The 23,260-nt window shown below is 58.8% G+C and carries 24 protein-coding genes and 2 tRNA genes; 12 read left to right on the top strand and 14 right to left on the bottom strand.

Annotated elements, in window-relative coordinates; genetic code table 11:
• Nucleotides 1–23: 23 nt before the first annotated feature.
• From rplT to RBR41_RS10620, 5 genes are all read right to left on the bottom strand, one after another.
• Complete coding sequence (rplT, locus tag RBR41_RS10640) at nt 24–380, bottom strand: 50S ribosomal protein L20 (protein WP_179980803.1); 357 nt, start codon at nt 378–380, stop codon at nt 24–26.
• 294 nt (nt 381–674) lie between these two features.
• A complete protein-coding gene (gene rpmI, locus RBR41_RS10635; protein WP_179980804.1) occupies nt 675–872 on the bottom strand; it encodes a 50S ribosomal protein L35 in 198 nt (65 codons plus the stop codon).
• 120 nt (nt 873–992) lie between these two features.
• Nucleotides 993–1,523: a translation initiation factor IF-3 gene (gene infC, locus RBR41_RS10630; protein ID WP_320352556.1), complete on the bottom strand. Its 531-nt coding sequence runs from the start codon at nt 1,521–1,523 to the stop codon at nt 993–995.
• 1 nt (nt 1,524) lies between these two features.
• Nucleotides 1,525–3,468: a threonine--tRNA ligase gene (gene thrS / locus RBR41_RS10625; protein WP_320352555.1), complete on the bottom strand. Its 1,944-nt coding sequence runs from the start codon at nt 3,466–3,468 to the stop codon at nt 1,525–1,527.
• Between the two features lie 179 nt (nt 3,469–3,647).
• Nucleotides 3,648–3,724, bottom strand: a tRNA-Val gene (locus RBR41_RS10620).
• A 440-nt stretch (nt 3,725–4,164) separates the two neighbouring features.
• Here RBR41_RS10620 and RBR41_RS10615 point away from each other — a divergent pair.
• The 4 genes from RBR41_RS10615 to RBR41_RS10600 all read left to right on the top strand — a co-directional run bounded on the left by RBR41_RS10615 (nt 4,165) and on the right by RBR41_RS10600 (nt 7,794).
• On the top strand, nt 4,165–4,659 hold the full coding sequence (locus RBR41_RS10615; RefSeq protein ID WP_320352554.1) for an MOSC domain-containing protein: 495 nt from the start codon (nt 4,165–4,167) through the stop codon (nt 4,657–4,659).
• Between the two features lie 579 nt (nt 4,660–5,238).
• Nucleotides 5,239–6,237, top strand: a complete 999-nt coding sequence (locus RBR41_RS10610; protein WP_320352553.1) for an ABC transporter substrate-binding protein — start codon at nt 5,239–5,241, stop codon at nt 6,235–6,237.
• 127 nt (nt 6,238–6,364) lie between these two features.
• A complete protein-coding gene (locus tag RBR41_RS10605) occupies nt 6,365–7,006 on the top strand; it encodes an ABC transporter permease (RefSeq protein WP_320352552.1) in 642 nt (213 codons plus the stop codon).
• Between the two features lie 53 nt (nt 7,007–7,059).
• The gene (locus tag RBR41_RS10600; RefSeq protein WP_320352551.1) at nt 7,060–7,794 is read left to right on the top strand and encodes an ABC transporter ATP-binding protein; all 735 of its coding nucleotides are present in this window, start codon (nt 7,060–7,062) and stop codon (nt 7,792–7,794) included.
• Nucleotide 7,795: 1 nt separating this feature from the next.
• Here RBR41_RS10600 and RBR41_RS10595 read toward each other — a convergent pair whose 3' ends face one another.
• From RBR41_RS10595 to RBR41_RS10585, 3 genes are all read right to left on the bottom strand, one after another.
• A complete protein-coding gene (locus tag RBR41_RS10595; protein WP_320352550.1) occupies nt 7,796–7,936 on the bottom strand; it encodes a hypothetical protein in 141 nt (46 codons plus the stop codon).
• A gap of 101 nt (nt 7,937–8,037) precedes the next feature.
• Nucleotides 8,038–8,123: transfer RNA gene (locus tag RBR41_RS10590), tRNA-Leu, on the bottom strand.
• A gap of 34 nt (nt 8,124–8,157) precedes the next feature.
• Nucleotides 8,158–8,601 (bottom strand): hypothetical protein, encoded by a 444-nt coding sequence (locus RBR41_RS10585; RefSeq protein WP_320352549.1) that lies wholly within the window; start codon nt 8,599–8,601, stop codon nt 8,158–8,160.
• A 377-nt stretch (nt 8,602–8,978) separates the two neighbouring features.
• On the opposite strand from RBR41_RS10585, the gene RBR41_RS10580 reads away from it, so the two are divergent.
• Complete coding sequence (locus RBR41_RS10580; protein ID WP_320352547.1) at nt 8,979–9,449, top strand: phosphatidylglycerophosphatase A; 471 nt, start codon at nt 8,979–8,981, stop codon at nt 9,447–9,449.
• Between the two features lie 98 nt (nt 9,450–9,547).
• Here RBR41_RS10580 and infA read toward each other — a convergent pair whose 3' ends face one another.
• The 5 genes from infA to RBR41_RS10555 form a co-directional block, all read right to left on the bottom strand.
• Nucleotides 9,548–9,766, bottom strand: a complete 219-nt coding sequence (gene infA, locus RBR41_RS10575; RefSeq protein WP_006008898.1) for a translation initiation factor IF-1 — start codon at nt 9,764–9,766, stop codon at nt 9,548–9,550.
• 228 nt (nt 9,767–9,994) lie between these two features.
• Nucleotides 9,995–10,900, bottom strand: coding sequence for a prolipoprotein diacylglyceryl transferase (gene lgt, locus RBR41_RS10570; RefSeq protein ID WP_320352544.1), 906 nt, complete (start codon nt 10,898–10,900; stop codon nt 9,995–9,997).
• Nucleotides 10,900–11,388: a cyclic pyranopterin monophosphate synthase MoaC gene (gene moaC, locus RBR41_RS10565; RefSeq protein WP_320352543.1), complete on the bottom strand. Its 489-nt coding sequence runs from the start codon at nt 11,386–11,388 to the stop codon at nt 10,900–10,902. The genes lgt and moaC overlap by 1 nt, the downstream gene beginning before the upstream one ends.
• A 102-nt stretch (nt 11,389–11,490) precedes the next feature.
• Nucleotides 11,491–12,750: a metal-dependent hydrolase gene (locus RBR41_RS10560; protein ID WP_320352542.1), complete on the bottom strand. Its 1,260-nt coding sequence runs from the start codon at nt 12,748–12,750 to the stop codon at nt 11,491–11,493.
• 9 nt (nt 12,751–12,759) lie between these two features.
• Complete coding sequence (locus RBR41_RS10555; protein WP_320352541.1) at nt 12,760–13,110, bottom strand: chemotaxis protein; 351 nt, start codon at nt 13,108–13,110, stop codon at nt 12,760–12,762.
• A 155-nt stretch (nt 13,111–13,265) separates the two neighbouring features.
• On the opposite strand from RBR41_RS10555, the gene RBR41_RS10550 reads away from it, so the two are divergent.
• From RBR41_RS10550 to leuB, 6 genes are all read left to right on the top strand, one after another.
• Nucleotides 13,266–13,913 carry a phosphatidylserine decarboxylase family protein gene (locus RBR41_RS10550; RefSeq protein WP_320352540.1) on the top strand — a complete coding sequence of 216 codons (648 nt, stop codon included), beginning with the start codon at nt 13,266–13,268 and terminating at the stop codon, nt 13,911–13,913.
• Nucleotides 13,914–13,961: 48 nt separating this feature from the next.
• Nucleotides 13,962–14,723, top strand: coding sequence for a CDP-diacylglycerol--serine O-phosphatidyltransferase (gene pssA, locus RBR41_RS10545; RefSeq protein ID WP_320352539.1), 762 nt, complete (start codon nt 13,962–13,964; stop codon nt 14,721–14,723).
• Between the two features lie 115 nt (nt 14,724–14,838).
• Nucleotides 14,839–16,386 carry a 2-isopropylmalate synthase gene (locus RBR41_RS10540; protein ID WP_320352538.1) on the top strand — a complete coding sequence of 516 codons (1,548 nt, stop codon included), beginning with the start codon at nt 14,839–14,841 and terminating at the stop codon, nt 16,384–16,386.
• A gap of 339 nt (nt 16,387–16,725) precedes the next feature.
• Complete coding sequence (locus RBR41_RS10535) at nt 16,726–17,988, top strand: 3-isopropylmalate dehydratase large subunit (protein ID WP_320352537.1); 1,263 nt, start codon at nt 16,726–16,728, stop codon at nt 17,986–17,988.
• Between the two features lie 164 nt (nt 17,989–18,152).
• Nucleotides 18,153–18,644 carry a 3-isopropylmalate dehydratase small subunit gene (gene leuD / locus RBR41_RS10530; RefSeq protein ID WP_320352536.1) on the top strand — a complete coding sequence of 164 codons (492 nt, stop codon included), beginning with the start codon at nt 18,153–18,155 and terminating at the stop codon, nt 18,642–18,644.
• Nucleotides 18,645–18,824: 180 nt separating this feature from the next.
• Complete coding sequence (gene leuB / locus RBR41_RS10525) at nt 18,825–19,898, top strand: 3-isopropylmalate dehydrogenase (protein ID WP_320352535.1); 1,074 nt, start codon at nt 18,825–18,827, stop codon at nt 19,896–19,898.
• A gap of 577 nt (nt 19,899–20,475) precedes the next feature.
• On the opposite strand, the gene RBR41_RS10520 is transcribed toward leuB, so the two are convergent.
• Nucleotides 20,476–22,767 carry a diguanylate cyclase gene (locus RBR41_RS10520; protein ID WP_320352534.1) on the bottom strand — a complete coding sequence of 764 codons (2,292 nt, stop codon included), beginning with the start codon at nt 22,765–22,767 and terminating at the stop codon, nt 20,476–20,478.
• A 207-nt stretch (nt 22,768–22,974) separates the two neighbouring features.
• Between RBR41_RS10520 and RBR41_RS10515 the strand changes: the two genes are divergently transcribed.
• On the top strand, nt 22,975–23,260 hold a 286-nt coding region (locus RBR41_RS10515; RefSeq protein WP_320352533.1), incomplete at its 3' end, for an FAD-dependent oxidoreductase.

The following is a 23,260-nucleotide window of genomic DNA, read 5'->3' as shown; positions in this document are numbered from 1 at the left end:
GCGGGGAGCGCCAGCTCTGCGGCTTATTTGCCCAGAGCGGCTTTGGCCAGTTCCACGATCTTGGCGAAGTCGTCCTTCTTGTAGACGGCCAGGTCGGCGAGAACCTTGCGGTTCAGGTCGATGCCGGCGGTCTTGAGACCGTGCATGAAACGGCTGTAGGAAAGACCGCTCAGGCGGGCGCCAGCGTTGATGCGCAGGATCCACAGGGTGCGGAAGTCGCGCTTGCGCAGCTTGCGGCCCACGTAGGCGTACTGCAGCGAACGTTCCACAGCCTCACGGGCGGTGCGGTACAGACGGCTGCGGCCGCCACGGAAACCCTTGGCAGCGGTCAAATATTTTTTGTGACGGCGATGACCGGTAAGACCTCTCTTGACACGCATGGTGTAACCTCCTTCTCCCAACCAGGCGGAGGAATGCCCGTTGGGGGGTGTAAAGATCATCTGCCCTCTGGGAGGGGAGCGGATTGAACGTCAGTTGCGGCTCCGCACGCGCCGCGACGCTTGCGCGTCATAGGATTTTATCAATAATCCAGAGGCTTGAACCTTTGCCGCGTCTGATTAAAGACCAGCGGCATTTCGCTGCGGGCCGGGGCTTGCCAGTGCGCGCCCGACACGGCAGTGCCGTGTGTGGAGCGAGCCGTGGACGCCTGAGGCCGACGGCGAAAGAACGGGTCTTTAGCCGTTGGGCAGCATACGGCGCACTGCTTTTTCATTGGTCTGATCCACGGTGGTGGACTGACCAAGACGCATTTTGCGGCTGGCGGCCTTCTTGGTGAGAATGTGGCGCAGGTTCTGGCGACGACGCTTGAACTTGCCGCTGCCAGTCTGCGAAAAACGCTTGGCGGCGGAACGCCTGGTTTTAATCTTGGGCATGGCGTACTCCTTAACGAAAGCATATACCCGGCATGTCACAGGACGCACCAGGGGAAGGGCATAATGCCCCAAAGCGCCTCAGGGCGCAAGCGATAATGTCGGATGCCCCGGCAGCAAAAGCTACTTTTTGGGCACCAGCATCATTTGCAGGGTACGGCCTTCGGAGCGGGGTTCCTGATCAACCTTGGCGATGTCTGCCAGGTCCTGAACCACCCGTTCCAGAATGGACATGCCGCGATCCTTGTGGACAATTTCGCGGCCCCTGAAGAATACCGTTATTTTACAGCGGTCACCGTCTTCAAGAAAGCGACGGATGTGGCGGACCTTGGTTTCGTAATCGTGGTCGTCCGTTTTGGGGCGAACCTTGATTTCCTTGATCTGCACCACGGTCTGGTTCTTTTTGGCTTCCTGCTTTTTCTTCTGCTGCTCGTACTTGAATTTGCCGTAGTCCATGACGCGGCAAACAGGCGGCTCCGAGTTGGAAGAAACTTCAACGAGGTCCATGCCCGCTTCTTTAGCCAGGGCAATGGCCTCATTACGCTGCAAGATACCAAGCTGCTCGCCATCGGCAGCGATCACGCGCACTTCACGGGCGCGGATCATCTCGTTGCGACGCACGCTGTCTTGCGGCATGTCGCGGCGGAATCTCATATTAGGCGAAGCTATAGCGCATCCCTCCTTTTTTGAAAGGCTCTTCGGCGTCTGCGCGAATAAGCGCGGCGATTTCAGCCACAGACTTGAGCCCCAGGTTATCACCGTTGCGCAGGCGCACATTTGCGCCGCCCGCCTGCACTTCTTTTTCTCCTACAACAAGAATGTACGGCACTTTTGCCAGTTGCGCCTCACGCACCTTGAAACCCAGTTTCTCATTGCGCGTGTCTGCCTGGGCACGGATGCCCAGAGCTTTGAGTTCGTCACGCATGCTGGCGGCGGCTTCGTCGCCGGCATCGGTGACCGTGAGCAGGCGGGCCTGCTCCGGGGCGAGCCATGTGGGCAGGGCTCCGGCAAAATTCTCCACCAGGATGCCGATAAAGCGCTCAAGCGAACCCATGATGGCCCGGTGTACCATGACCGGACGATGGCGCTCGCCGTCCTGACCCACATAGGTGAGGTCGAAACGCTCGGGCAGGGTGAAGTCCACCTGTATGGTAGAACATTGCCATTCGCGGCCAATGCAGTCCAGCAGGCGCACGTCGATTTTCGGGCCGTAAAACGCGCCGTCACCCTCATTGATGGTGTAGGGCAGACCGGCTTTTTCCACAGCCTGCACAAGGGCGCTGGTGGCCATCTCCCACGCTTCATCCGTGCCTATGCTGCTCTCGGGCCGGGTGGACACAGCCACCTTGTACTCAAAGCCGAAAAGGTGCATGAGGTCGCGGATAAGGTGAATTACTTCAAGGATTTCGCCTTCAAGCTGTTCCGGCGCGCAGATGATGTGGGCGTCGTCCTGGGTGAACTGGCGCACGCGCAAAAGCCCGTGCAGCACGCCGCTTTTTTCGTGGCGGTGTACAACGCCAAGCTCGAAATAGCGCTGCGGCAGGTCGCGGTAACTGTGCAACTCGTTGCCGTAAATGAGCATGTGCGCAATGCAGTTCATGGGCTTGACGCCGTAGGCGTCTTCCTCAATCTGGGTGAAGTACATGTTCTCGCGGTAGTGGTCGTAGTGGCCGGACTTCTGCCACGTTTCCACGCGCAGAAGCTGCGGGCCCTGCACGATGTCGTACCCACGCTTGAGGTGTTCCTTGCGCCAGAAGTCCTCAAGAATGGTGCGAATGAGCATGCCCTTGGGCAGCCAGAACACCATGCCGGGGGCCACGTCTTCCTTGAAGGTGAAGAGCGAAAGTTCGCGTCCCAGCTTGCGGTGGTCGCGGCGTTTGGCTTCTTCCATCATCTTCAGGTACGCGGCAAGGGCTTTTTCGTCCGCAAAGGCCGTGCCGTAAATGCGCGACAGCATGCGGTTTTTTTCGTCGCCGCGCCAGTAGGCGCCAGCCACGCTCATGAGCTTGGAGGCTTTGGCAAAGCCCGTGTGCGGCACGTGCGGGCCACGGCACAGGTCTGCAAAATCACCGCAGGTATAGACCGACACCGTGTCGGCGTCGATGCTTTCAATGATTTCAACCTTATAGTCCTCGGCCATTGACTTGAAGCGCGCCACGGCATCGGCCTTGGACAGCACTTCATGGCTGAAAGGCTCGCGCGCATTGGCAATGCGCTGCATTTCAGCTTCAATGGCGGGAAAATCTTCAGTGGAGAAGGGCTTTTCAACGTCAAAGTCGTAGTAAAAGCCGGTATCAATGGAAGGCCCGATAGTGACCCTGGCAGCGGGGAAGAGTTTTTTTACCGCCGCGGCCATGACGTGCGCGGTGGAGTGGCGGATCATCTGCAAGCCCTCGGCCGAATCGGCGTACACGGGCTCAAGGCCATCACACCCGGCGGGAACCGGAGAAGAAAGATCAAGCAGGCCCTCAGCGCCGCCAAGCGCGCGGGCAGCCACAACGGCCTTGAACTTTTTGCCGCTCAAGGCTTTCTGGAGCACGGAGGCCACACTGTCGCCAGCCTGCCCCTCAACCATTTGCCCTTCCACACGGACTTCCATGAAAAACTCCTTAGCGTCGCCGAGGGCGCTGTCCGGCCAGACGAAAAGCCAAAACAAAATGGGGAGGTAAACCTCCCCACTGCGCCGATACCGGTCATTCGGCCATCTTTCGATAACCTGTGCTATGGGCGGGGCCAAGGCCGTCCGCCGTTAAGGGGAATCAACCCCAAAGTTTCTTTTGGTAGGAACGAACAGACTTGAACTGTTGACCCCTTCCGTGTCAAGGAAGTGCTCTAGCCACCTGAGCTACGCTCCTACATGAGGCAGAGGCTTATATAGCCACTCCTTACCCGCCCGTCAACAATTTTTTGTCCTTTTTCGCATTTTATTCGGACAATCCGCAGTGTTTGGCGTGACTTGCCCATACTTGCGCTATGACGAGCCCCTGGCGATGCGGCGCTCGCGCCGGACATTCAACGACGGCATGTGCAGATATGGGCCAACCGCCTGTGTTCGTGCATGCGCCGGAAATTCCGCACGCGGGCCATGACCATTTTCGCCCCGATTTATGCGTAAGCGCGTAGGCCGAAAATCCCGCGCGCGGGGCCACGACTGTTGCGGATATGTCAGGTTAGAGGTAACTATTCTGCCATAGAAGTGCATCCCGGCGAAAAGTCCGCACTGCCCGCATACGGGCAGTCTACGGCTTGGCAAGGTTTATGACAGGCAAACAGTCTGAAAACATAGGAATTTAGTATGGAAACCGACATGGGAATTGACATGGGAATTGGCATGGGAGTTATTCGGGCCATCTGCACCAGCGCAAAAAAAGGCACTGCCAAAAAGACCGTTCCGTCAGCCACCCTGGTGGTGGAGCACGGCATTGAGGGCGACGCGCATGCCGGCAAGTGGCACCGTCAGGTCAGTCTGCTGTCCTGGCAGGCTATTGAGGATTTCAAGGCCAGGGGAGCCATTGTTTCGCACGGCTGTTTTGGCGAGAACCTGATTGTGGACGGCATCGACTTCGCGGCCCTGCCCGTGGGCACGCGCCTGTCCTGTAACGAGGTTCTTATGGAAGTGTCGCAGATAGGCAAGGAATGCCACAGCCACTGCCAGATATTTCACACCATGGGGGATTGCATCATGCCCCGGCAGGGCGTGTTCGCCAAGGTTCTGCACGGCGGGCTTGTGCGGCCAGGTGACGAGATGCTCGTGCTGCCCGTTGGAAGAGAGGCTGGCGCGGACTACTAAGGGAGGCAGTTGTGCCCGCAGGGGCGTAAGCTGGCTAGGGCTGTGGAGAGTTTCAGTCTCTGCGTTTTTTGAGTGGTTGTGCAGAGCAGCCCCTTTATTGCGGCGTGTGTAAAAGTACATTGCCGTGATGCAAGGGGCTGCTTTTTTTATATGGAGGAACTCCCTAAAGCATCTGGCATTTTTAAATGACGCTGCTCTATATATTGTTGCTGAAATGCCCGTAAGCAAGCTCTATCTGCTTGCCTTTCCATGCATCAGCGGCGTTTTTTCTAAGCCCTGTCGGACCTGTTGCGGTCAGGCGGGTGCCAGAAGATGTGGGCTCACGTCTTCCCATTTCACCATTCAACAGTGATAGCTGAGGTCTATTTGTGCAAAGGGAAGTTGACATGCCCCTTGAAGTGGGGTTTCTTAATTTCCATAGTAGACTAGGTCAACTAGTAAGAACATCGTGCGCACACTCTTGAGGCTGGTTGCTACCAGAAGCTTGCGGTTGGATTGATATCTGGGTGTGCGCTTCTAGCGGTGAACCTCTGGGACGTTTTATTAAGAGGAGGGGACAACGTGGCAGCAAGGAGAAAAATGGCAACAGGCGCAAGCCTTCGCGGCATTTTTTCTGTTCTGACGCTTATGTGCGCCAGCGGAATTTTGATTCTGATGGCTGCAGGCTTGTCCGTGGCAGGCGAAGTCTGGCATGTTGGCACATGGAAGACCGCGCAGACTATACAGCCCTTTTTGTATGAAAAATATGCGTCGGCGACGAATCCCGGACTCAAGGTTGAAGTGCGCCCCTTCACCAATCCTGCCGATCAAAAGTCCGCACTGCTCGCGGGCAGTCTCGACATGACGGGCACTACGCTGGCGCTGGCCATTCAGGCCGCTTCACGGGGTGAGCCTGTTAAGCTTGTGGCAACGCTGGGCAACAAGTGCTCGGCGCTTGTGGTGGCCAAGGATGGGCCTATAAAAAGCGCCAGCGATCTCAAGGGCAAGCGCATCGCCTACGTTCCCGGTACAATGCACGAAATTTTGCTGCGTGAAGTGCTGCACCGTGAAGGTATTGACCCTGATCGCGACGTCACGCTCATGCGCATTGATTTTTTTGATATGGGCACTGCTCTTGCCAAGGGGAATGTGGACGCCTTTTTATCTGGCGAGCCCTTTCCCACGCAGGCCGTTATGCAGGGATACGGGCGCATTCTGGCCTATCCCTACTACGGCGACAGCATAGGGACCATCAACAGCGGCATGCTCATGCGCGAAGACTTTATACAGGCGCACCCGGACAAGGCCCTGCGGATGGTGGCCGCGCACAAGGCCGCCACTCAGGCTTTGGCTGCGGACAAAAAACTCTGGCTGGATACGGCAGCCAGTCTGTTCGGCGTCGACAGGGCACTGCTTGAAGCCTCTGCCGGCAATATCGAACTGGTTTGGGACATGGACGATGCGTTCATGCGCCAGTTGGCGGCATTGGGCGCGCGCATGAAAAGCCTCGGCATCATTGCCCAGGAACCGGATTACGCCAAGCTTGTTGACCGCAGCTTTGTGGATGCCCTGCGGGCTGATTCTGCCAATCATGAGTGATGGCAGGGGGGCGCGAATCCTGCCCTGGTGCCTTCCGCTTCTGTTGCTGGCGTTATGGTGGGGAGCCACGGCATTTCGATTGACACCGGAATGGCTGTTGCCTTCACCTGCGGGGGTGGCGCGCACCATGTTCGCATATGTGGCGGGAAATACATCCGTTCCGTACGGCGGACGCTTTTGGAGCGACGCTGCCGCAAGTTTGTGGCGTGTTGCCTGTGGATTCACACTGGCTGCCGTACCCGGTCTGGTTTTAGGGCTGTGGTCGGGCAGAAGCGCAACCATAGCGCGCCTGCTGTCTTTTTCCATCAACGGCGTCAAGTCCGTTCCCGGCATAAGCTGGCTGCCATTGGCGCTCATCTGGCTGGGAGTGGGCTTTATGACTACCGTCAGTCTTATCGCTCTGGCGGGGTTTTTTCCGATATATTTCAGTGCCGCAGCTGCGGCCGCGTCTGTGCCGCAAAACCTGATCAATGCGGGCCGCATGCTCGGTCTTTCACGCGTGAAGCTCTTTGCCAAGATGATCCTGCCGTGGAGCATGCCGCAGATATGCGCTGGTTTGCGGGTGGCGCTTGGCATGAGTTTCGCCTATCTGGTGCTGGGGGAACTTACCGGAGTGCCGGACGGCCTGGGCGCGCTTATTATGGATGCCCGCATGAATGGCCGTGTGGACGTGCTTTTGAGCGGCATTGTGCTCATAGCCGTGCTGGGGGGCATTTGTGACGGCCTGCTTGTCCGGTTTTTATCCAGACTGCCGGGTGTGGCGCGATGAAGGAATATTTCTGTTGCCGGGGCCTGCGGAAAAGTTATGGCCCGCATACAGTTTTGCCCGGCATTGACATAACGCTTGGGCAAGGCTCCATAACTGCGCTCATCGGGGCCAGCGGCTGCGGAAAAAGCACGTTTCTGCATGTGGTGGCAGGGTTTGTGCCGATGGACGCCGGGGCCATGCTGCTTGAGGGAACCCCCTGTGGTGAACCCGGCCCAGACAGGGTTATGGTATTTCAGGACGACGCGCTGTTGCCATGGCTGAATGTCAGGGAAAATGTGGAGTTTGGCCTGAAAACTGCGGGGATGGCTCCTGCGTTGCGGCAGGAGCGGGTGCGGCACATACTGATGCAGGTAGGGCTGGAGCCATGGGCCAATGCCTTGCCTTCGGAACTTTCAGGAGGGATGCGGCAACGTGTCGCATTGGCGCGCACACTGGTGCTTCGCCCAAAGCTTTTGCTTCTTGACGAACCCTTTGCCGCCCTGGACGCCATTACACGCTCGCGCATGCAGCGCCTGCTGGCGGATCTGCAAATCCAGACCGGTGTTACGGTGCTGCTGGTCACGCATGACGTTTCGGAAGTCTGCCTGCTGGCGGACACCATACACCTTATGGGAACTGGACGCGGTATTGTGGACACGTGGACGGTTGCAGCGCCCCGCCCGCGAGATCCCGATGATCCGGCCTTTTCGCAATTGAAAGTGCAAATCCGCGCCAAGCTGGAAGCCCTGGCTGACGACGGAAGAGTTTCGTGCAAAAAGTATAACCAGCAACCCATCGAAAACTACTAACTTACAAGTGGTATATGCAGAGGGGTAAGGTTACTTGAACTAAAGCTTGAGGGGTTTTAATGTCCACAATCACCTTTTCACCAATTTTGCACCCACTTTCCCAATCAATGGCCACCCAGTTTTCCCAATCCAAAATGGACATGCCAGTCTCCTTGCTGTTTTCGAGGGGAGCAAGTTTGGGGCAAAAAATCAAATTCCCGGATTCGTCAAAACGACGAATCCGGGAATTTCTTTGATATTGCTTGGTACCCGGAGCGGGACTTGAACCCGCACAGCCTCGCGGCCCAGGGATTTTAAGTCCCTTGTGTCTACCATTCCACCATCCGGGCAGATGTGATCTTGCAAGCGGCTGCCTGTGGGCAGTTATTCTTTATCGCGGGGTAGGGGGCTGGCCGGGGGGGCCGACATGTCGGCGGCTCCGCCTGTTTTCCAGGTTTTAAGCCCCTGCGGTGGCTCAAAGGGAACGGAGCGTTCCTCTTCCTGCCATTGTCCCGTGCGCAGCCAGTATATATGCAGGGAATTGAAGTCCTTGTCCAGACACAACAAGCGTCCCCGCACCCCTTCCGGCAGAAGGGTCGCTGTTTCGAAGGCGATTTTGCGGTATATGTAGAGCTTGTGCGCCTCAAAAACACACTGAAACATGAGCGCGTCGCCCTGCGGCGTGAAATCCAGGTGGCTGGCTCCCGCACGCAGCAGCAAATTTGTCATTGCGGCAGTGAGAGCTTCCTCCACTTCCAGCAGATCCTCATAGGTGAGGTCATCGTCATAGCTGAAGTGGCCAAAAAGTTCGCTGCGGTTTTTGTCCATTTCTTGCCTATACGGCAAAGGGCTTTCTTAGGGAAGCACTGATTAAAGAGCCTCTTGGAAGCGCGCAGTTATTTCGTTTGGCAAGGCGCGATCTTTTTTGAAGCAGGAGCGGACTCTTCCGTCCTCGACTGTTTCAAAAAAAGGGAAGCAACGCCGCCAAACGGAATAAATCAGCGTTTCCTTAGGCAATGCGCGGGAATACTGTCGCGACCGGAAGGAGAACGCCGATCTCATTGCGCAGTATTCCGCATGGTTCCGTTCTGGTCTTGCGCAAAAAAAATGGATAGACTGCAAAGGCATGCCCTGTGCGGCATGCGACAATTGCCTGCCCGGTCGCGCGGCAGTTGCAACCTGCCCCGTGCCAGTCTGGAGGATATATGCGCCTGATGGATCAAATCACCCTGTATTTCTGCCGCCTCGGCGTGGCCGGACTGGACCCCAAGGCTCCCGGCACCTGGGGCACGGCCATGGCCTGTCTGCTGGCCCCGTACATTTTTTTGCCGCTGCATTTCTGGCTGCGGCTGGCCGTGCTGGTCGTGCTGTTCTTTCTTGGGGCCGTGGCCGCGACCAGAGCGGAAACGCTGCTGGGGCGCAAAGATCCCGGCGAGGTCGTCATTGACGAACTGGTGGGCGTATGGCTGGTGCTGCTGCCTTTTCCCCAGCCCAGCTTTTTACTGGTGCTGGCGGCCTTTGTGCTTTTTCGCATCTTTGACATCGCCAAGCCCTGGCCGGTCAAGGCCTCGGAAAACTGGTTGCCCGCAGGCTACGGCGTCATGATAGACGACGTTGTCGCCGGGCTGTGGGCCTTGCTGTGCCTGAGCGTTCTGGCCTGGATGGGGCTTTCGTAAAGCAAAGGCAGCCGACTGGCTGCGAAAGGGAAGAGGGGGCGCGGCCACGGGCGGTTCAGCCACGTCAGGTGGCGGTAGAAAAGCCGCCGCGCCCGCTGCTACTTCATGCGGTAGGTGATGCGTCCGCGAGTGAGGTCGTAAGGCGAAAGCTCAACCTTTACACGGTCGCCGGGAAGGATGCGGATGTAGAATTTGCGCATTTTGCCGGAAATATGGGCCAGCACTTCGTGGCCGTTTTCCAGCTCCACGCGGAACATGGCATTGGGCAGGGCTTCCTGCACCACGCCGTCAACTTCTATGGAACCTTCTTTAGCCATGAGATCTCCGTAAAAAATGTTTGGGATAAACGGCGGTCAGCTTCACAAAAAAGCGGGCAAGTGTCAACCTGCGTGGTTGCTCACAAACCCGCCGGGCGCGTTTTAGCCCGTTGATGCCCATGCAGCGGCGTATTTGCACCGGCCACATGGGCATGAGTAATTTTTACTGGCCTGCGTAAATCTTTATTTACACGCTTTCAGGCGGTTGTTCCCGCCGCTGCGGGGCGGCTACTTTTTGGGCCTGCTTTTTCCGCCTTTGGTGGATTTGCCCTTGCCGGAGTTTGGCCCGGAATTTGACCCAGAACCTTGCCCGGAATTTGGCCCGTCCGGGCGGTTCAGCTCCACACGAATGTCGGGCTGCATTATGGGGGCCTGACGGCAAAGCAGCCACAAACCCACGGCTATGAGCGGAAGGCAGAGCAATTGCCCCATGGTCAGCCAGCCAAAAGCCAGGTAGCCCAGCTGGGCGTCAGGCACGCGCACAAATTCCACCGTAAAGCGGAACACGCCGTAGCCAAGGGCGAACAGGCCCGAAACGGCCCCGCGTTTGCGCGGTTTCAGCGAATAAATCCAGACCACGGTAAAAAGAACCAGGCCTTCCAGCAGCCCTTCGTACAACTGGCTGGGATGCCTGGGATAGGGGCCGCCGCCGGGAAAAACCACGCCCCAAGGGCTGTCCGTGACCTTGCCCCAGAGCTCGCCGTTGATATAGTTGCCCATACGGCCAAAGAACAGGCCCGGGGGCACCAGCGGGGCCACCAGGTCCGAGATGTCGAGAAACGAGCGATGGCGGGTATGCGCAAAGTACCAGAAAGCGCCAAGAACGCCGAGCAGGCCGCCGTGAAAGGACATGCCCCCGTTCCAGATGCGCAGTATCTCCATAGGATCGGATACGTAGACGGGCAGGTCGTAGAACAGCACATAGCCCAGGCGGCCGCCCAGAATGATGCCGATCATGACGCAGGTCAGCAGGTCGTCCACGTCGGCAGCGCGCCAGCCGGAATTGGGACGGGATGCGCGCCAGCGCCCCAGCCACCAGCCCAGACCAAAGCCCGCAAGATACATGAGGCCGTACCAGCGCAACTGAAGGTTGCCGAAACTGAGGGCAACGGGGTCGATATGAGGCAGGGTCATTAGTCCATGTCCAGTGCGTTGAATTCGCCGCTTTTGCCGCCGCGCTTGTGCAGCAGGCGCACCCGGCTGATAACTATATCGCGCTGCACGGCTTTGCACATATCATAAATAACGGCGGCAGCGGTTTGCGCGGCCACAATGGCTTCCATCTCCACGCCGGTGTTGCTGACGGTGCGGGTTTCAGCCTCAATGCGGATGCGCGGCGGCATCTGGCTCACATCAAAGCGTATGTCGGCAAAGCTGAGGTTGAGCGGATGGCACAGGGGGATAAGCTCCCCAACCCGCTTGGCGGCCATGATGCCGCCGATCTTGGCGCAGGTCAGCACATCGCCCTTGGGCAAGGCCACCTTGAGCAGCAGTTCGAGGGTGGCCGGGCTCAGCTCCACAACAGCCTCGGCAATGGCGACGCGTTCGGTGGCGGCCTTGTGCCCCACATCCACCATGGTCACGTTGCCCTGTCCGTCCAGATGCGAAAAGTTGGTATCCATAGCAATCCTCGACAGTTCTGGAGTTATTCCGGCATGGGCCATCCGGCTGCGCGCGCGCCGGGGTGTTATGGCGCGGCAGCAGGCCGCCCGCCGGACAAAATATTAGCGCAGCCCCATGATCCAGTCACGGAACGGGGGCGGAGAAGGCAGCCTCGGCTTTTGCCAGTGCGAGTCCTTGCCGCTGTCAGAAAAGCGCAGGCGCTCGCGCACAAGCCGCACGTCGCCCGGATTTTTGCCCTCATTCACAAGGGCTACGGATTGGCCCGGATCGGCGAGATCCAGTTCCACCATATATTTAAAAGGAACGTCGGCATTGGGACGGTGGGCAATGATGGCGCGCACCAAGGCGAGATCGCTGCCAAAGCGCAGGTCGTTAAACAGCGCGTAGGTGGGGCGCGTTTGGGCGGCCGGGCGGTCGCCTGCCGTGCCCGCCGGGGCTGTCGGCGTGGCCTGGGCGGAAGGGCCGTCCCCTGCCGCCGCATGGGCTTCTGCCGCATGGGCTTCCACTGGTGTAAAGTCATTTGCCAGCGGGCTTATGACCGGCAGCAGGGTGAAGTTGAAAAAGGCGTCAGCCGCCACGGACTGCCGGGCCAGTTCCGCCAGAAGTTCCGGCGGCGCGGCCCTGTGGGACGACGGTGCTGTGCGGGGCTGGCCCAGGGCGTTGAGTCCCTGACTGTGGACGATCCTGCCGTCGGGCCCGTCCGTTTCGTACAGGACGCGCCAGAACAGGGGGCCAAAGGCGTCGGGCAGCAGCACAACCTGCCGTACCGTCTGCCGCGTGGTTTGCCGCGTGGTTTGGGCTTCAGCGGTCAGGCGATCCTGGGTCTGGGCCGTATGCCAGGCATTGAGAGAAATACACAGCGCCGGATACACAAAAACCCAGGCCAGGCCCAGGCGCATGAGTCCCCGCTTGGCCCGCCAGCGCAGCACGGCCCAGAGCAGGGGCAGGGTCAGCAAAAGATCAATGATATACACGGCGTTAAGCCGCACCCTTTCGTGGGAAAAGGGCAGGTATATCATGGTGCCGTAGGTGGTGATGACATCCAGCCAGATGTGCAGCAGCACCATGCCGATCATGAACAGCCAGACCCTGGGGAAGTTCCAGTGCCCCGGCGTGGAGGATTTCCACAAAGGGCGCGCCAGCAGCGCCAGCAGCAGGCCCAGCAGCGGGGCCGCCGCCAGTGAGTGGGTGATGCCCCGGTGCAGGAGCAGAAATTCAAGGGGGGTGTGGCAAAGGGCCACGTCAATATCGGGGGAGGCAGAAGCGATGGCGGCCAGCAGCACGGCCCACCGTGTGGCGGGCCGGTTCGGCAGGGACAGCATGGCTACAGCGCCGCTGGCGGCATGTGTAATGGGATCCATAGATGGCTGCTACTGCTTGAAAGGACTGCGTTGTTTGGGCACGGCCCTGTAGGCCGGATCTTCAGGGCTGACGTCCTTGTCCAGACCGTGAATCGCGTTGAACTGCCGCAAACGCCATTGTTGCGTGTTGGCCATGATATCGGGCCTGTTTTGCAGGTAGAGCAACTGTTGTGTCCTGTTGGTGCCCGTGATGGGGTAGCGCATCTGGTCTTCGGCGTTTACGCCCAGAGGGGGCGTTTCACTGGCAGCAGATGTGCCCTCGCCGATGTCCTTGGGGCCGCACCCCGCCAGCAGGCCTGCAAGGGCAAGACTGCACAGCAAGGTGTAAAGCTTCAAACGAGGGGCGAACGCGCTGCTCATGCTTACAGTATAATCCCGCGCCGGACATACGGCAAGGGGAGGTTTTTTCGGGCCGGGCCGCATGCTTGTGCTTGCCATGCGGCGCATGTGGGACTATGCTACCGCCTTGATTACGCAACAGCGCGGCCAGCCGCGCATTACGAACTGGAGCAGCCATGCGAACCGCCCATTGCGGCATTACCCCTGAAGGATGGCCCTGCATCGGGCTTACGGGCTTTTCGGCTCTTGTGTTCGCCGCCCTGGGCTGGTGGCCTCTTGCTCTGGTTTTTCTGGCCCTGTGCTGGTTCAGCATGCATTTTTTTCGCGATCCCGAGCGTGTGACCCCGCAGGGGCCGGGTCTGGCCATAAGCCCCGCTGACGGCAAGGTTATTCGCATCGAGGAAAAACCCGATCCCTTCAGCGGTGAAAAGCGCCTGTGCATCAGCATCTTTATGAATGTGTTCAGCGTGCACGTGAACCGCTCGCCGGTGGCCTGCACGGTGGAAGATATACGCTATTTCCCCGGCGCGTTCGTCAACGCGGCCTTTGACAAGGCCGCCACGGACAACGAACGCTGCGCCTACAGCCTGCGCGACGATGGCGGAAAGCAGTGGACCATGGTTCAGATTGCGGGGCTTGTGGCCCGCCGCATAGTCTGCCGCACGGATATAGGCGACGTTCTTGAACGCGGGCAGCGCTATGGCATGATACGTTTTGGTTCTCGAGTTGACCTTTACATGCCTGAAGGGTATGTTGCTGCTGCGCAGTTGGGCCAGCAGGTCTTTGCCGGGCAGTGCATTGTTGCCCGAGCGGGACAGGAATAGTTTTTTACGCTCCGCTGCAGGAAAGATTCAGCGCAGTAATGGTGAAGAATGACCACAGAAAGTAAAAAGCCACGCAAGGGAGTATACCTCCTGCCGAACATGATCACGACGTTGAGCATGTTTCTTGGCTTTTTGTCTATGGTATGGGCAGGGCAGGGGCGTTTTGAGTCCGCCTGCATGGCCATACTGCTCTCTGCGGTTATGGACGGCCTGGACGGAAAGGTGGCCCGTCTCACCAATACGGCCAGCGAGTTTGGTGTTCAGTACGACTCCCTCGCCGATCTGGTGGCCTTTGGGCTTGCCCCGGCCATGCTGCTCTGGCAGTGGGAACTGCACGACTTCAACCGCATGGGCATTGCGGCGGCCTTTATCTACGCCGCCTGCGGAGCCTTGCGGCTGGCGCGTTTCAATGTCAGCACTGCCGCCACGGGCAAGCGTTTCTTTATCGGTCTGCCCATTCCGGCGGGCGGCTGCACCATTGTGACCTTTGTGTTTTTTGCCAGCATGTTTCCCGATGGTTTTCAGCCCATCAAACCCTACCTGGCCCTTTTGCTGGCCGTGGGCGTGGGCGTGTTGATGGTGAGCCGCGTGCGGTATTTCTCCTTCAAGGAGTATGACTTCCTTCGCGCGCATCCCATACGCACCATGCTGGTGTTCCTGCTTATCTTGTCCTCCGTCGTGTCCTTTCCGCGCGTCATGGGCTTCGTGCTCTGTGCCGTGTACATCGCCGGTGGCATCCTTTACACCTTTGTCATCCTTCCCCGCCGCGACCGTCAGCTACTACGCGCCCTATCGCCCCAGAGCGATTAAGGTTGCGTAACGGTTCGCCGCCCTTTGGGCGGAATGACGCTCCCCTGACCGCCGCCCTGAACGGTGGCCGTTATGCAAGAATATATAAACTTGCCATATCCAGAGGAGTATTGTCATGAATAACCGCGTCTTTTTTTTCGATACCACCTTGCGCGACGGCGAACAGTCGCCCGGCGCAACCATGAACCTGCAGGAAAAGTTGCGTCTGGCCCATCAGCTTGAGGTGCTTGGCGTGGACATTATGGAAGCGGGCTTTCCCGCCTCCAGCCCCGGCGATTTTGAATCCGTACAGCGCATCGCGGCCCAGGCCGGCGACATCCAGGTGGCCGGGCTTGCCCGCTGCGTGGCTGGCGATATCGACCGCTGCTGGGACGCCATCAAGGTCGCCAAGAACCCGCGCATCCACATCTTTCTTTCCACTTCTCCCTTGCACATGCAGCACAAGCTGCGCAAAGACCCCGCCGAAGTGCTGAAAATGGCTGTGGACGGAGTCAAACGCTGCGCGCAGCACACCAGCAATGTGGAATTTTCCTGCGAGGACTTTTCGCGTTCCGAGTCGGAATTTGTCTGCCGCGTCGTGGAGGCCGCCATCAATGCCGGAGCCACCACGATCAATCTCCCCGACACCGTGGGCTACGCGCAGCCAGCCGAATATGCGGCCCTTATCGATCATGTGATCCGCAACACGCCCAACAGCGACAAGGCCGTCTTCAGCGTGCACTGCCACAATGACCTGGGCCTTGGCGTGGCCAACACCCTGGCTGCGCTCAGGGTTGGCGTGCGTCAGGTCGAGGTGACCCTCAATGGCATTGGCGAGCGCGCTGGCAACACCTCCCTTGAAGAGGTGGTCATGAACCTGAGCGTACGCAAAGACTTCTTTGGCCTGGAGCACAATATCGTCACCGAGCAGCTTTACCCCTCGTGCCGCCTGCTTTCCATGACCATCGGCCAGCCCATTCCCACCAACAAGGCCATTGTTGGGGCCAACGCCTTTGCGCACGAATCGGGCATCCATCAGGACGGCATGCTCAAGAATCGCGAGACGTATGAAATCATGACGCCGCAGTCCGTGGGCCGCACCGAGAGCAATCTTGTCATCGGCAAGCATTCGGGCCGCAATGCCGTGCGCAACAAGTTCGAAAATATGGGTTATACGCTGGACGACGAGCAGCTCAATCTCGTGTTTGAAGCTGTGAAGCAGTTGGCCGACCGCAAGAAAACCCTGCACGACGACGACCTCATGGCCCTTGTGCAGGAAGAAGTGTACCGCATGCCCGACCGCTTCCGTTTGCGGCATGTGAGCGTGCAGAGTTCCGACGCGGGCGGCGTGCCGCCCACGGCTGCCGTTATTATGGATGTTGACGGCATCGAGAGCAGCAGCGCGGGCTTTGGTGTGGGGCCGGTGGATGCGCTGTTCAACGTCATTGCCGATATGGTGGGCCGCGAACCCCAGCTTGAGCAGTATGCCATCAACGCCGTTACCGGCGGTACGGACGCCCTGGGCGAAGTGACCGTGCGCCTGCGCGAAGGCGAATTCAGCGCAGTGGGGCGTGGTACGCACCCTGACATTTTTGTGGCCAGCGCCAGAGCCTACGTCAATGCGTTGAACCATCTTTTCAAAAAGGAAGAGGATGGGCCGCGCCTGCATTGCCAGCATGGCTAGAGCCTTTTGCCAATGAAATGAGTTAGCTGCTCTGCCAGGATTTTGCTGAAAATCCTGGCCGCGAAATGCGGGCAGACAGGTTTTTGTCTGCCGCATACGAGCATTTCAAGTGTTACATGCTCAAGCAGCGGCGACTCCCTGGCCTTTTCCGGGCTGGCGGCCTTCATGATCGCGTCATTGCGACTGCAGTCATACTGACGCGATCATCAAGCCCGCCGCCCGGTAAAAGGTGCAACCCGCACTACCGGAGGGCTGAAAGGGCAAACGCCAGCGCCTTTTTCATGCCGCCTTTATAAACATGTATCGGTGGAACCGTTTCAGGATAGAAAGGAGTTCAACATGGCTCAAACGCTTGCGCAGAAAATTTTGCAAGCTCATACGGACGAAGCTGTGGAGCAGGACGGGCAGATTGTTCAGTGCCGCGTGTCCATGGTGCTTGCCAATGACATTACCGGCCCGCTTGCCATCGAGTCTTTTCGCGGCATGGGCGCGAAAAAGGTTTTTGATCGCAACAAGATTGCCCTTGTCATGGATCACTTTACCCCGCAAAAAGATATCGATTCCGCCAATCAGGTGCTGATCAGCCGCAAGTTTGCCGAAGAACAGGGCATTGTTCACTACTATGAGGGCGGTGACTGCGGCGTGGAGCACACCCTCTTGCCCGAACAGGGGCTCGTGGGCCCCGGCGATCTGGTCATCGGGGCCGACAGCCATACCTGCACGTACGGCGGTATCGGGGCTTTTGCCACCGGCATGGGCTCCACCGACATTGCGGCGGCCATGGCTCTCGGCGAGACCTGGCTCAAGGTTCCGCCCACCATCCGCGTGAATATCCGGGGCCATATGCCCAAGTGGCTGCGCGGCAAAGACCTTATGCTCATGCTCATCGGCGCCATCGGCGTTGACGGCGCGCTGTACAAGGCCCTGGAATTCGGCGGCTCCGTGGTGGAAGACCTCTCTGTCGAAGGACGCCTGAGCATGGCCAACATGGCCATCGAGGCGGGCGGCAAGGTGGGCCTTTTTGCCGTGGACGCCAAAACCCGCGCCTACTGCGCCGAGCACAAGCGTCCCGGCGTGATGGACAATATGGCCGCCGACCACGGCGCGCACTATGATCGCGTGGTGGAGCTGGACGTCACGGGCAAGGAGCCTGTGGTGGCCTGTCCGCACATACCCTCCAATGTGAAGCCTGTGTCTGAAGTGCGCAACACTGCCGTGCAGCAGGTCATCATCGGTTCCTGCACCAATGGCCGCATCAGCGACATGCGCGACGCCGCCGAGATTCTGCGCGGCCGCAAGGTGGACAAGAGCGTGCGCTGCATAGTGCTGCCCTCCACGCCCACAGTGTGGAAGCAGTGCCTCAAGGAAGGCCTCATCGAGACCTTTATGGACGCGGGCTGCATCGTGGGCCCCTGCACCTGCGGCCCCTGCCTTGGCGGCCACATGGGCATCCTTGGCGACGGCGAACGCGCGGTGGCCACTACCAACCGCAACTTTAAGGGCCGTATGGGCAGCCTGAACTCGGAAGTCTATCTGGCCAGCCCCCTGGTGGCCGCAGCCACGGCCGTGACCGGCTTTGTGGCAGGGCCCGATCAGCTGTAGGCAGCTGTAGGCAGGCGTTCCCGCATGCCTTGCGGGGCGACGCCGTCAGGCTCAAGCCCGCGCCTGTCGCCCATGCCTGTCGCCCACGCCAGTCGCAGGGCAGGCCCGCAAGAAACAGAAAAACTCTTCTACGTCACGTTTTTTTGACAGGAAGGATCAGGAATATGAACTACAAAGGCAAGGCCCACAAAGTGGGCGAGCATATTGATACGGATGCCATCATCCCCGCGCGCTTTCTTGTGACCACGGATCCCCGGAAGCTTGGCGAAAACTGCATGTCCGGCCTTGAGCCATCCTGGGCCAAGCGCGTAAGCCCCGGCGACATCATGGTGGCCGGACGCAACTTCGGTTGCGGCTCCTCGCGTGAGCACGCGCCCATCGCCATCCTGGGCGCGGGCATGCCGGTGGTCATCGGGCACAGCTTTGCCCGCATCTTCTACCGCAACTCCTTCAATATGGGCCTGCTGCTCATGGAAGTGGGCGATGATGTGGACAAGATCAACGACGGCGACGAACTGGAAATTGACGCTGCCACAGGGCTTATCCGCGATCTCACCAATGGCGCTGAAATTACGTGTCCGCCGCTGCCTGCCTCCATGTCCAGAATTCTGGACAAGGGCGGACTTGTGAACTACGTGAAGGAAAGGATCGCCTGATCTTCCCTCTTTTTCCGCGCCTTATACAGATCTGGCGGCAGGCATAAGGCCGACGCACTGCACGATGACGCCATCGGAAACCCTGCCTGAGAAGGCTTCGGGCAGGGTTCCAGCCACGAAAAAGCCGCCGCAGAAAAGGCTGAAGTGCTACGGCCTGCAACTTTGCCACAAGGATATTGCATGAAAAAGACCATCTGCCTGTTGCCGGGTGACGGCATCGGCCCGGAGATTATCGCTCAGGGCGTCAAGGTTCTGGAAGCCACGGCCCAAAAGTTCGGCCATGAGTTTGTCTTTGATACCGCCCTCATCGGCGGCGCGGCCATTGACGGCGCGGGCGATCCCCTGCCCGAAGCCACGGTGCAGAAGTGCCGTGCCGCTGACGCCGTGTACCTTGGCGCGGTGGGCGGCCCCAAGTGGGACAACATGACGCCGGAACTGCGGCCAGAAAAGGGCCTTTTGCGTATTCGCAAGGAACTGGGGCTGTTCGCCAACCTGCGTCCTGCCATGCTGCTGCCCGAACTGGCCGGGGCCTGCCTGCTGCGGCCCGATATCGCCGCCAGGGGGCTTGATCTCATGGTGGTGCGCGAGCTCACGGGCGACGTCTACTTTGGCGAACCGCGCGGCATCGAGAGCCGCGACGGCCTGCGCACCGGCTATAACACCATGGTCTACAACGAAGAAGAGATCCGCCGCATCGCCTGGGTGGCTTTTGAAACGGCCCGCAAACGCCGCAACAAGGTCTGCTCGGTGGAAAAGAGCAATGTGCTGGAATGCTCCCGTTTGTGGAAGGAAGTGGTCATCGAGATGCACCGCGAATACGCGGATGTGGAATTGAGCCATATGTATGTGGACAATGCCGCCATGCAGCTGGTGCGCGACCCCTCGCAGTTTGACGTGATCCTCACCGGCAATATTTTTGGCGACATCCTTTCGGACGAAGCTTCGGTCATTACCGGTTCTCTGGGCATGCTGCCCTCGGCCTCCATGGGAGCCGACGGGCCGGGCCTGTTTGAGCCCATCCACGGCTCCGCGCCCGACATCGCGGGTCAGGATGTGGCCAATCCCCTGGCCACCATCCTCTCTGCCGCCATGATGCTGCGTCTGGGCCTCGATATGCCCGAAGAAGCCGAGCACATTGAAAAGGCCGTGCGCACGGCGCTGGCCGACGGTTTCCGCACCGCCGACATTATGGAGCCGGGCAAGGAACTGCTGGGCTGCAAAAACATGGGCGACAAGGTGGTGGAACGGCTGTAACAGCCCGTCCGTTCGTTCGTCCGTCCGTTCGTCCGTTCGGCCCTGTGGGACGACACGGGGTGATTAATTAGGGCGGTTCGCATGTTATTTTGGCATGCTTTGTGGGGGAGGGACCCTTTTGCAAAAGGGTCTCCTCCCCCACGCCCCCACCCCCTAAAACTCTTTAAACAGAAAGGCCCGCATCATGCGGGCCTTTCTGTCTGTTGCACTGTCGGCAACTGCAAGATGGACGGTCTGACTGTTATCTCGACGGGCATATGTCCGCCATGTCGCGTGTCTACCGCGGCAACCTTTTAATGGCCGCAAGCGCGTCCCGGCCCGTAGACCGCCCCCGGCCCGCTGCGTGGCAAATCTGCCATACGCCAGCTTACAGGAAGTTTTTCAGGGGCGACAGGGAAGTCTGGTGGAGGCTGGAAACCTGGGAAATCAGAGAAGACAGCGGGAGGCTGGAAGTCAGAGAAAGTCAGGGAGGCAGCGGCGGCGGGAATCAGGGAAGGCTGGGGGAATCAGTGCGGCCCGCCGCGTGGCAGGTCTGCCGGGCGATGCCTGCCCGCGTTCAGGGAACCATGCGGCGGTATTACGCCTCTTTTCCCTCGGCCTGACGGGATTCGCGGGCGCTCTGCTGTTCACTGGCGGTGAGTTCCGCATAAAAGACGCACTGGTTGCGGCCGCGCCGTTTGGCTTCATATGTGGCCATGTCGGCATGCTTGTACAAATCGGTAAAGGTGTGCCCGTCAGAGGGGTCGCAGGCAATGCCCACGCTGGCGGTCAGGGCGATGTCCTCATCATCATGGTTGCCGCATTGCAGGTGCAGTTGCTCGACAAGCACTGTGGCGCGTTCACGTATCTTGTGCTGGGGCATGGGTTCGGTGCAGAACACCAGGAACTCGTCGCCGCCGACACGGCCCACAATGTCCGTGCTGCGGAAGTTGCGCCGTATGATCTGGGCCATCTGATAAATGGCCTTGTCGCCCACCGCATGGCCGAACTTGTCGTTGATGCTTTTGAAATTGTCAAAATCTATCATGAACATGGCGAAAGCATCAGGCCCGAGATTATTGTGCAAACTCAAAAAGCGCGAGATGGCCTGCTCTGTGGCGCGCTTGTTGTGCATGCCGGTGGCGCTGTCGCGCGTGGCCTGCGTGCGCAGTCGCAGTTCAAGCTGTTTCTGCTTGTCGATGTCGGTAATGATCCCAATAATATAGATGGGTTTGCCCTGGGCGCTGATGAGGTTTGAAGCTTCGACGCGGTACCAGTGGTACAGGCCGCTGGCGTCACGCAGGCGCACCTCCACAAGAACCTTGCTTTTACGCAGATTGTTGTGAACGCTCTTTTGAAACTCTTTAAGAAGCTCCTTGTCGTCCTCATGAACGGGAATAAGCCCCGGCTCGGCTTCTGGCTCAAGGATGTTGAAAACCTTTCCAAAAGTCTGGATCCATTTGGCAGAACAGGAAAAATGCCCGCTGATAAGATTCTGCTCAAAGATGATGATGTCGTGCTGCTCCAGGATGAACTGGTAGCGCTCGTCAGAAATGCGCTTGGCCTGAACGGTTTCCTTATTGTGCGTGATGTCGAAAACAATGCTCTGAATGTAAGCCTGGCCCGACCCTGGCTGCACGAGCGAGCCTTTATGGTACAGCCAGACAAGGTTGCCGTTTTTTGCGGTGGTACGGTACTCCACATCAATGGGAATGCCGGCATCCAGTTGCTGCTGCATGGTGCGCAGCGCAGTTTCGCGGTCAGCTTCGTGGATGGACAGCGCAAAATTCTCTCCAAACCGTTGCGCGAATTCTTCCGGCCGATAGCCAAGCATTTTGAGAAAATTGGGGCTGATAAACTGAAAAGCGCCATGCAGGCCGGAGAACTTGATGACCCCCCCGGAAATGCTTGAGATGATGGAGCGGTAGTCCTCCTGCTGCTGGCGAATGGTGCGGTTGTCGCGCTGCAGAATGGTGATGATGAAAACCAGCACCAGAAGAGCCAGCACAGACATGCGCCAGGCCAGGGTGGAGGTGATGGTGTTCTGCCTGTCCACCAGATGGTCCACGACTTCTTCCGGTAGCAGGGAGACCACCTGCAAGCCATATTTTTCAAGGGGAATGTGCGTCAGGTAGTAGGCGTGATCGTCGTCCCTGATGAAGCGGTTGGGACGGTTGCCCGGATCTGCAAAAACAGCCAGCAGATGCTCCTGAAGCGAGGGCGGCAGGCCCTTTTCTTCCAGTTGCGGAAATGTCTGCTCAATGTCGTAGCCAGGGGCAACGGCCCAGAACAGCAAGCGCCCCTTGTCATCAAAAACCATGATACAGGTCTTGTCGCCAAAGGCCCTTGTGACAAGACTTTTTTTCATGATGCTGTTTTCAAACTCACCCAGAAGAATGGAAATAACCTTGCCGTCCCGAATCAGGGGCACAGCTATGGCCAGCTTGGCGCCATTGTCGTCTGAAATGGCGCCAAAACACGCCGTGCCGGTGAGCGCGCGGAGAAACAGCTCTTTTTTGCGGGTGCGCTCAAGGTCAAAGGCAGAGCCAATCTCGGAGCAGAAGCCCGTGCCGTCCAGCGCCACCAGGGCAAAATTTTTCAGGCCAGCGGCGCGCAACAGGGGGGCGTAGTGCTGCAGGCATTTGCTGGGCTGCGTGCAGGTATCCTGCGCCATGAAGCTGGCTATACTTTGCAGCTCGTTGAGCTGCAGATCAATATTCTGTCCAAATTCGTCAGCAGCACGTTGGCTCACTTCGGCAAGACGGGTGGTGATGTCCTGCGACAGGTGTCCCGTCGTTTCTCTGGTGTATTCGCGCACGATCACAAGCAGTGTTGCAAAAAACAATGCTATGCAGAGAACGGTTGCGAATGTGCTGCCTGGTTTGGCCATGAATATTCCTAGATGATACTAATCATTTTATCGTACTTTTTTTGGCTGTTAAAGGGAAGAGCACCCGCCCCCTTGTGAAAAAATAATCTGTCTGTGCGCCGCGCCTGTCGCGTTTTGACACCCTGAGACAAGGGCCGCATCGGCATGGTTACGCGGCGCTTGCCATAAGCACGCTTTTTTTAGATGCTGCCGGGCAGAGGAGATCATATGCAGAAATTGTCCGTAGCCCTGGTGGGCGGTGGTCTTGCTGGTTGTGAATGTGCCCTGCGGCTGGCCCGCAGCGGGCACGAAGTGGTTTTGTTCGAACAAAAGCCCCTCCACCGTTCCCCAGCACACGTCAATGACAATCTGGCCGAGCTGGTGTGCTCCAACTCTCTGCGGTCAGACGAACTGACCTCCGGCGTGGGGCTGCTCAAGGCCGAGATGCGTGCCCTGGGCAGCCGCTTTATGGAGGCGGCCGATGCCTGCCGCGTACCGGCGGGCAAGGCCCTTG

The organism is Desulfovibrio sp. (genome assembly GCF_034006445.1).
Taxonomy (GTDB): domain Bacteria; phylum Desulfobacterota; class Desulfovibrionia; order Desulfovibrionales; family Desulfovibrionaceae; genus Desulfovibrio.
Note: the sequence above shows the minus strand (reverse complement) of the source record. Positions and strands in the feature narration are given on the sequence as shown.

What these genes read in the sequence shown, in the direction of transcription:
- rplT (WP_179980803.1), bottom strand. Translation starts at nt 380, where the DNA reads ATGCGTGTCAAGAGAGGTCTTACCGGTCATCGCCGTCACAAAAAATAT.
- rpmI (WP_179980804.1), bottom strand. Translation starts at nt 872, where the DNA reads ATGCCCAAGATTAAAACCAGGCGTTCCGCCGCCAAGCGTTTTTCGCAG.
- infC (WP_320352556.1), bottom strand. Translation starts at nt 1,523, where the DNA reads ATGAGATTCCGCCGCGACATGCCGCAAGACAGCGTGCGTCGCAACGAG.
- thrS (WP_320352555.1), bottom strand. Translation starts at nt 3,468, where the DNA reads ATGGAAGTCCGTGTGGAAGGGCAAATGGTTGAGGGGCAGGCTGGCGAC.
- RBR41_RS10615 (WP_320352554.1), top strand. Translation starts at nt 4,165, where the DNA reads ATGGAAACCGACATGGGAATTGACATGGGAATTGGCATGGGAGTTATT.
- RBR41_RS10610 (WP_320352553.1), top strand. Translation starts at nt 5,239, where the DNA reads ATGGCAACAGGCGCAAGCCTTCGCGGCATTTTTTCTGTTCTGACGCTT.
- RBR41_RS10605 (WP_320352552.1), top strand. Translation starts at nt 6,365, where the DNA reads ATGTTCGCATATGTGGCGGGAAATACATCCGTTCCGTACGGCGGACGC.
- RBR41_RS10595 (WP_320352550.1), bottom strand. Translation starts at nt 7,936, where the DNA reads ATGTCCATTTTGGATTGGGAAAACTGGGTGGCCATTGATTGGGAAAGT.
- RBR41_RS10585 (WP_320352549.1), bottom strand. Translation starts at nt 8,601, where the DNA reads ATGGACAAAAACCGCAGCGAACTTTTTGGCCACTTCAGCTATGACGAT.
- RBR41_RS10580 (WP_320352547.1), top strand. Translation starts at nt 8,979, where the DNA reads ATGCGCCTGATGGATCAAATCACCCTGTATTTCTGCCGCCTCGGCGTG.
- infA (WP_006008898.1), bottom strand. Translation starts at nt 9,766, where the DNA reads ATGGCTAAAGAAGGTTCCATAGAAGTTGACGGCGTGGTGCAGGAAGCC.
- lgt (WP_320352544.1), bottom strand. Translation starts at nt 10,900, where the DNA reads ATGACCCTGCCTCATATCGACCCCGTTGCCCTCAGTTTCGGCAACCTT.
- moaC (WP_320352543.1), bottom strand. Translation starts at nt 11,388, where the DNA reads ATGGATACCAACTTTTCGCATCTGGACGGACAGGGCAACGTGACCATG.
- RBR41_RS10560 (WP_320352542.1), bottom strand. Translation starts at nt 12,750, where the DNA reads ATGGATCCCATTACACATGCCGCCAGCGGCGCTGTAGCCATGCTGTCC.
- RBR41_RS10555 (WP_320352541.1), bottom strand. Translation starts at nt 13,110, where the DNA reads ATGAGCAGCGCGTTCGCCCCTCGTTTGAAGCTTTACACCTTGCTGTGC.
- RBR41_RS10550 (WP_320352540.1), top strand. Translation starts at nt 13,266, where the DNA reads ATGCGAACCGCCCATTGCGGCATTACCCCTGAAGGATGGCCCTGCATC.
- pssA (WP_320352539.1), top strand. Translation starts at nt 13,962, where the DNA reads ATGACCACAGAAAGTAAAAAGCCACGCAAGGGAGTATACCTCCTGCCG.
- RBR41_RS10540 (WP_320352538.1), top strand. Translation starts at nt 14,839, where the DNA reads ATGAATAACCGCGTCTTTTTTTTCGATACCACCTTGCGCGACGGCGAA.
- RBR41_RS10535 (WP_320352537.1), top strand. Translation starts at nt 16,726, where the DNA reads ATGGCTCAAACGCTTGCGCAGAAAATTTTGCAAGCTCATACGGACGAA.
- leuD (WP_320352536.1), top strand. Translation starts at nt 18,153, where the DNA reads ATGAACTACAAAGGCAAGGCCCACAAAGTGGGCGAGCATATTGATACG.
- leuB (WP_320352535.1), top strand. Translation starts at nt 18,825, where the DNA reads ATGAAAAAGACCATCTGCCTGTTGCCGGGTGACGGCATCGGCCCGGAG.
- RBR41_RS10520 (WP_320352534.1), bottom strand. Translation starts at nt 22,767, where the DNA reads ATGGCCAAACCAGGCAGCACATTCGCAACCGTTCTCTGCATAGCATTG.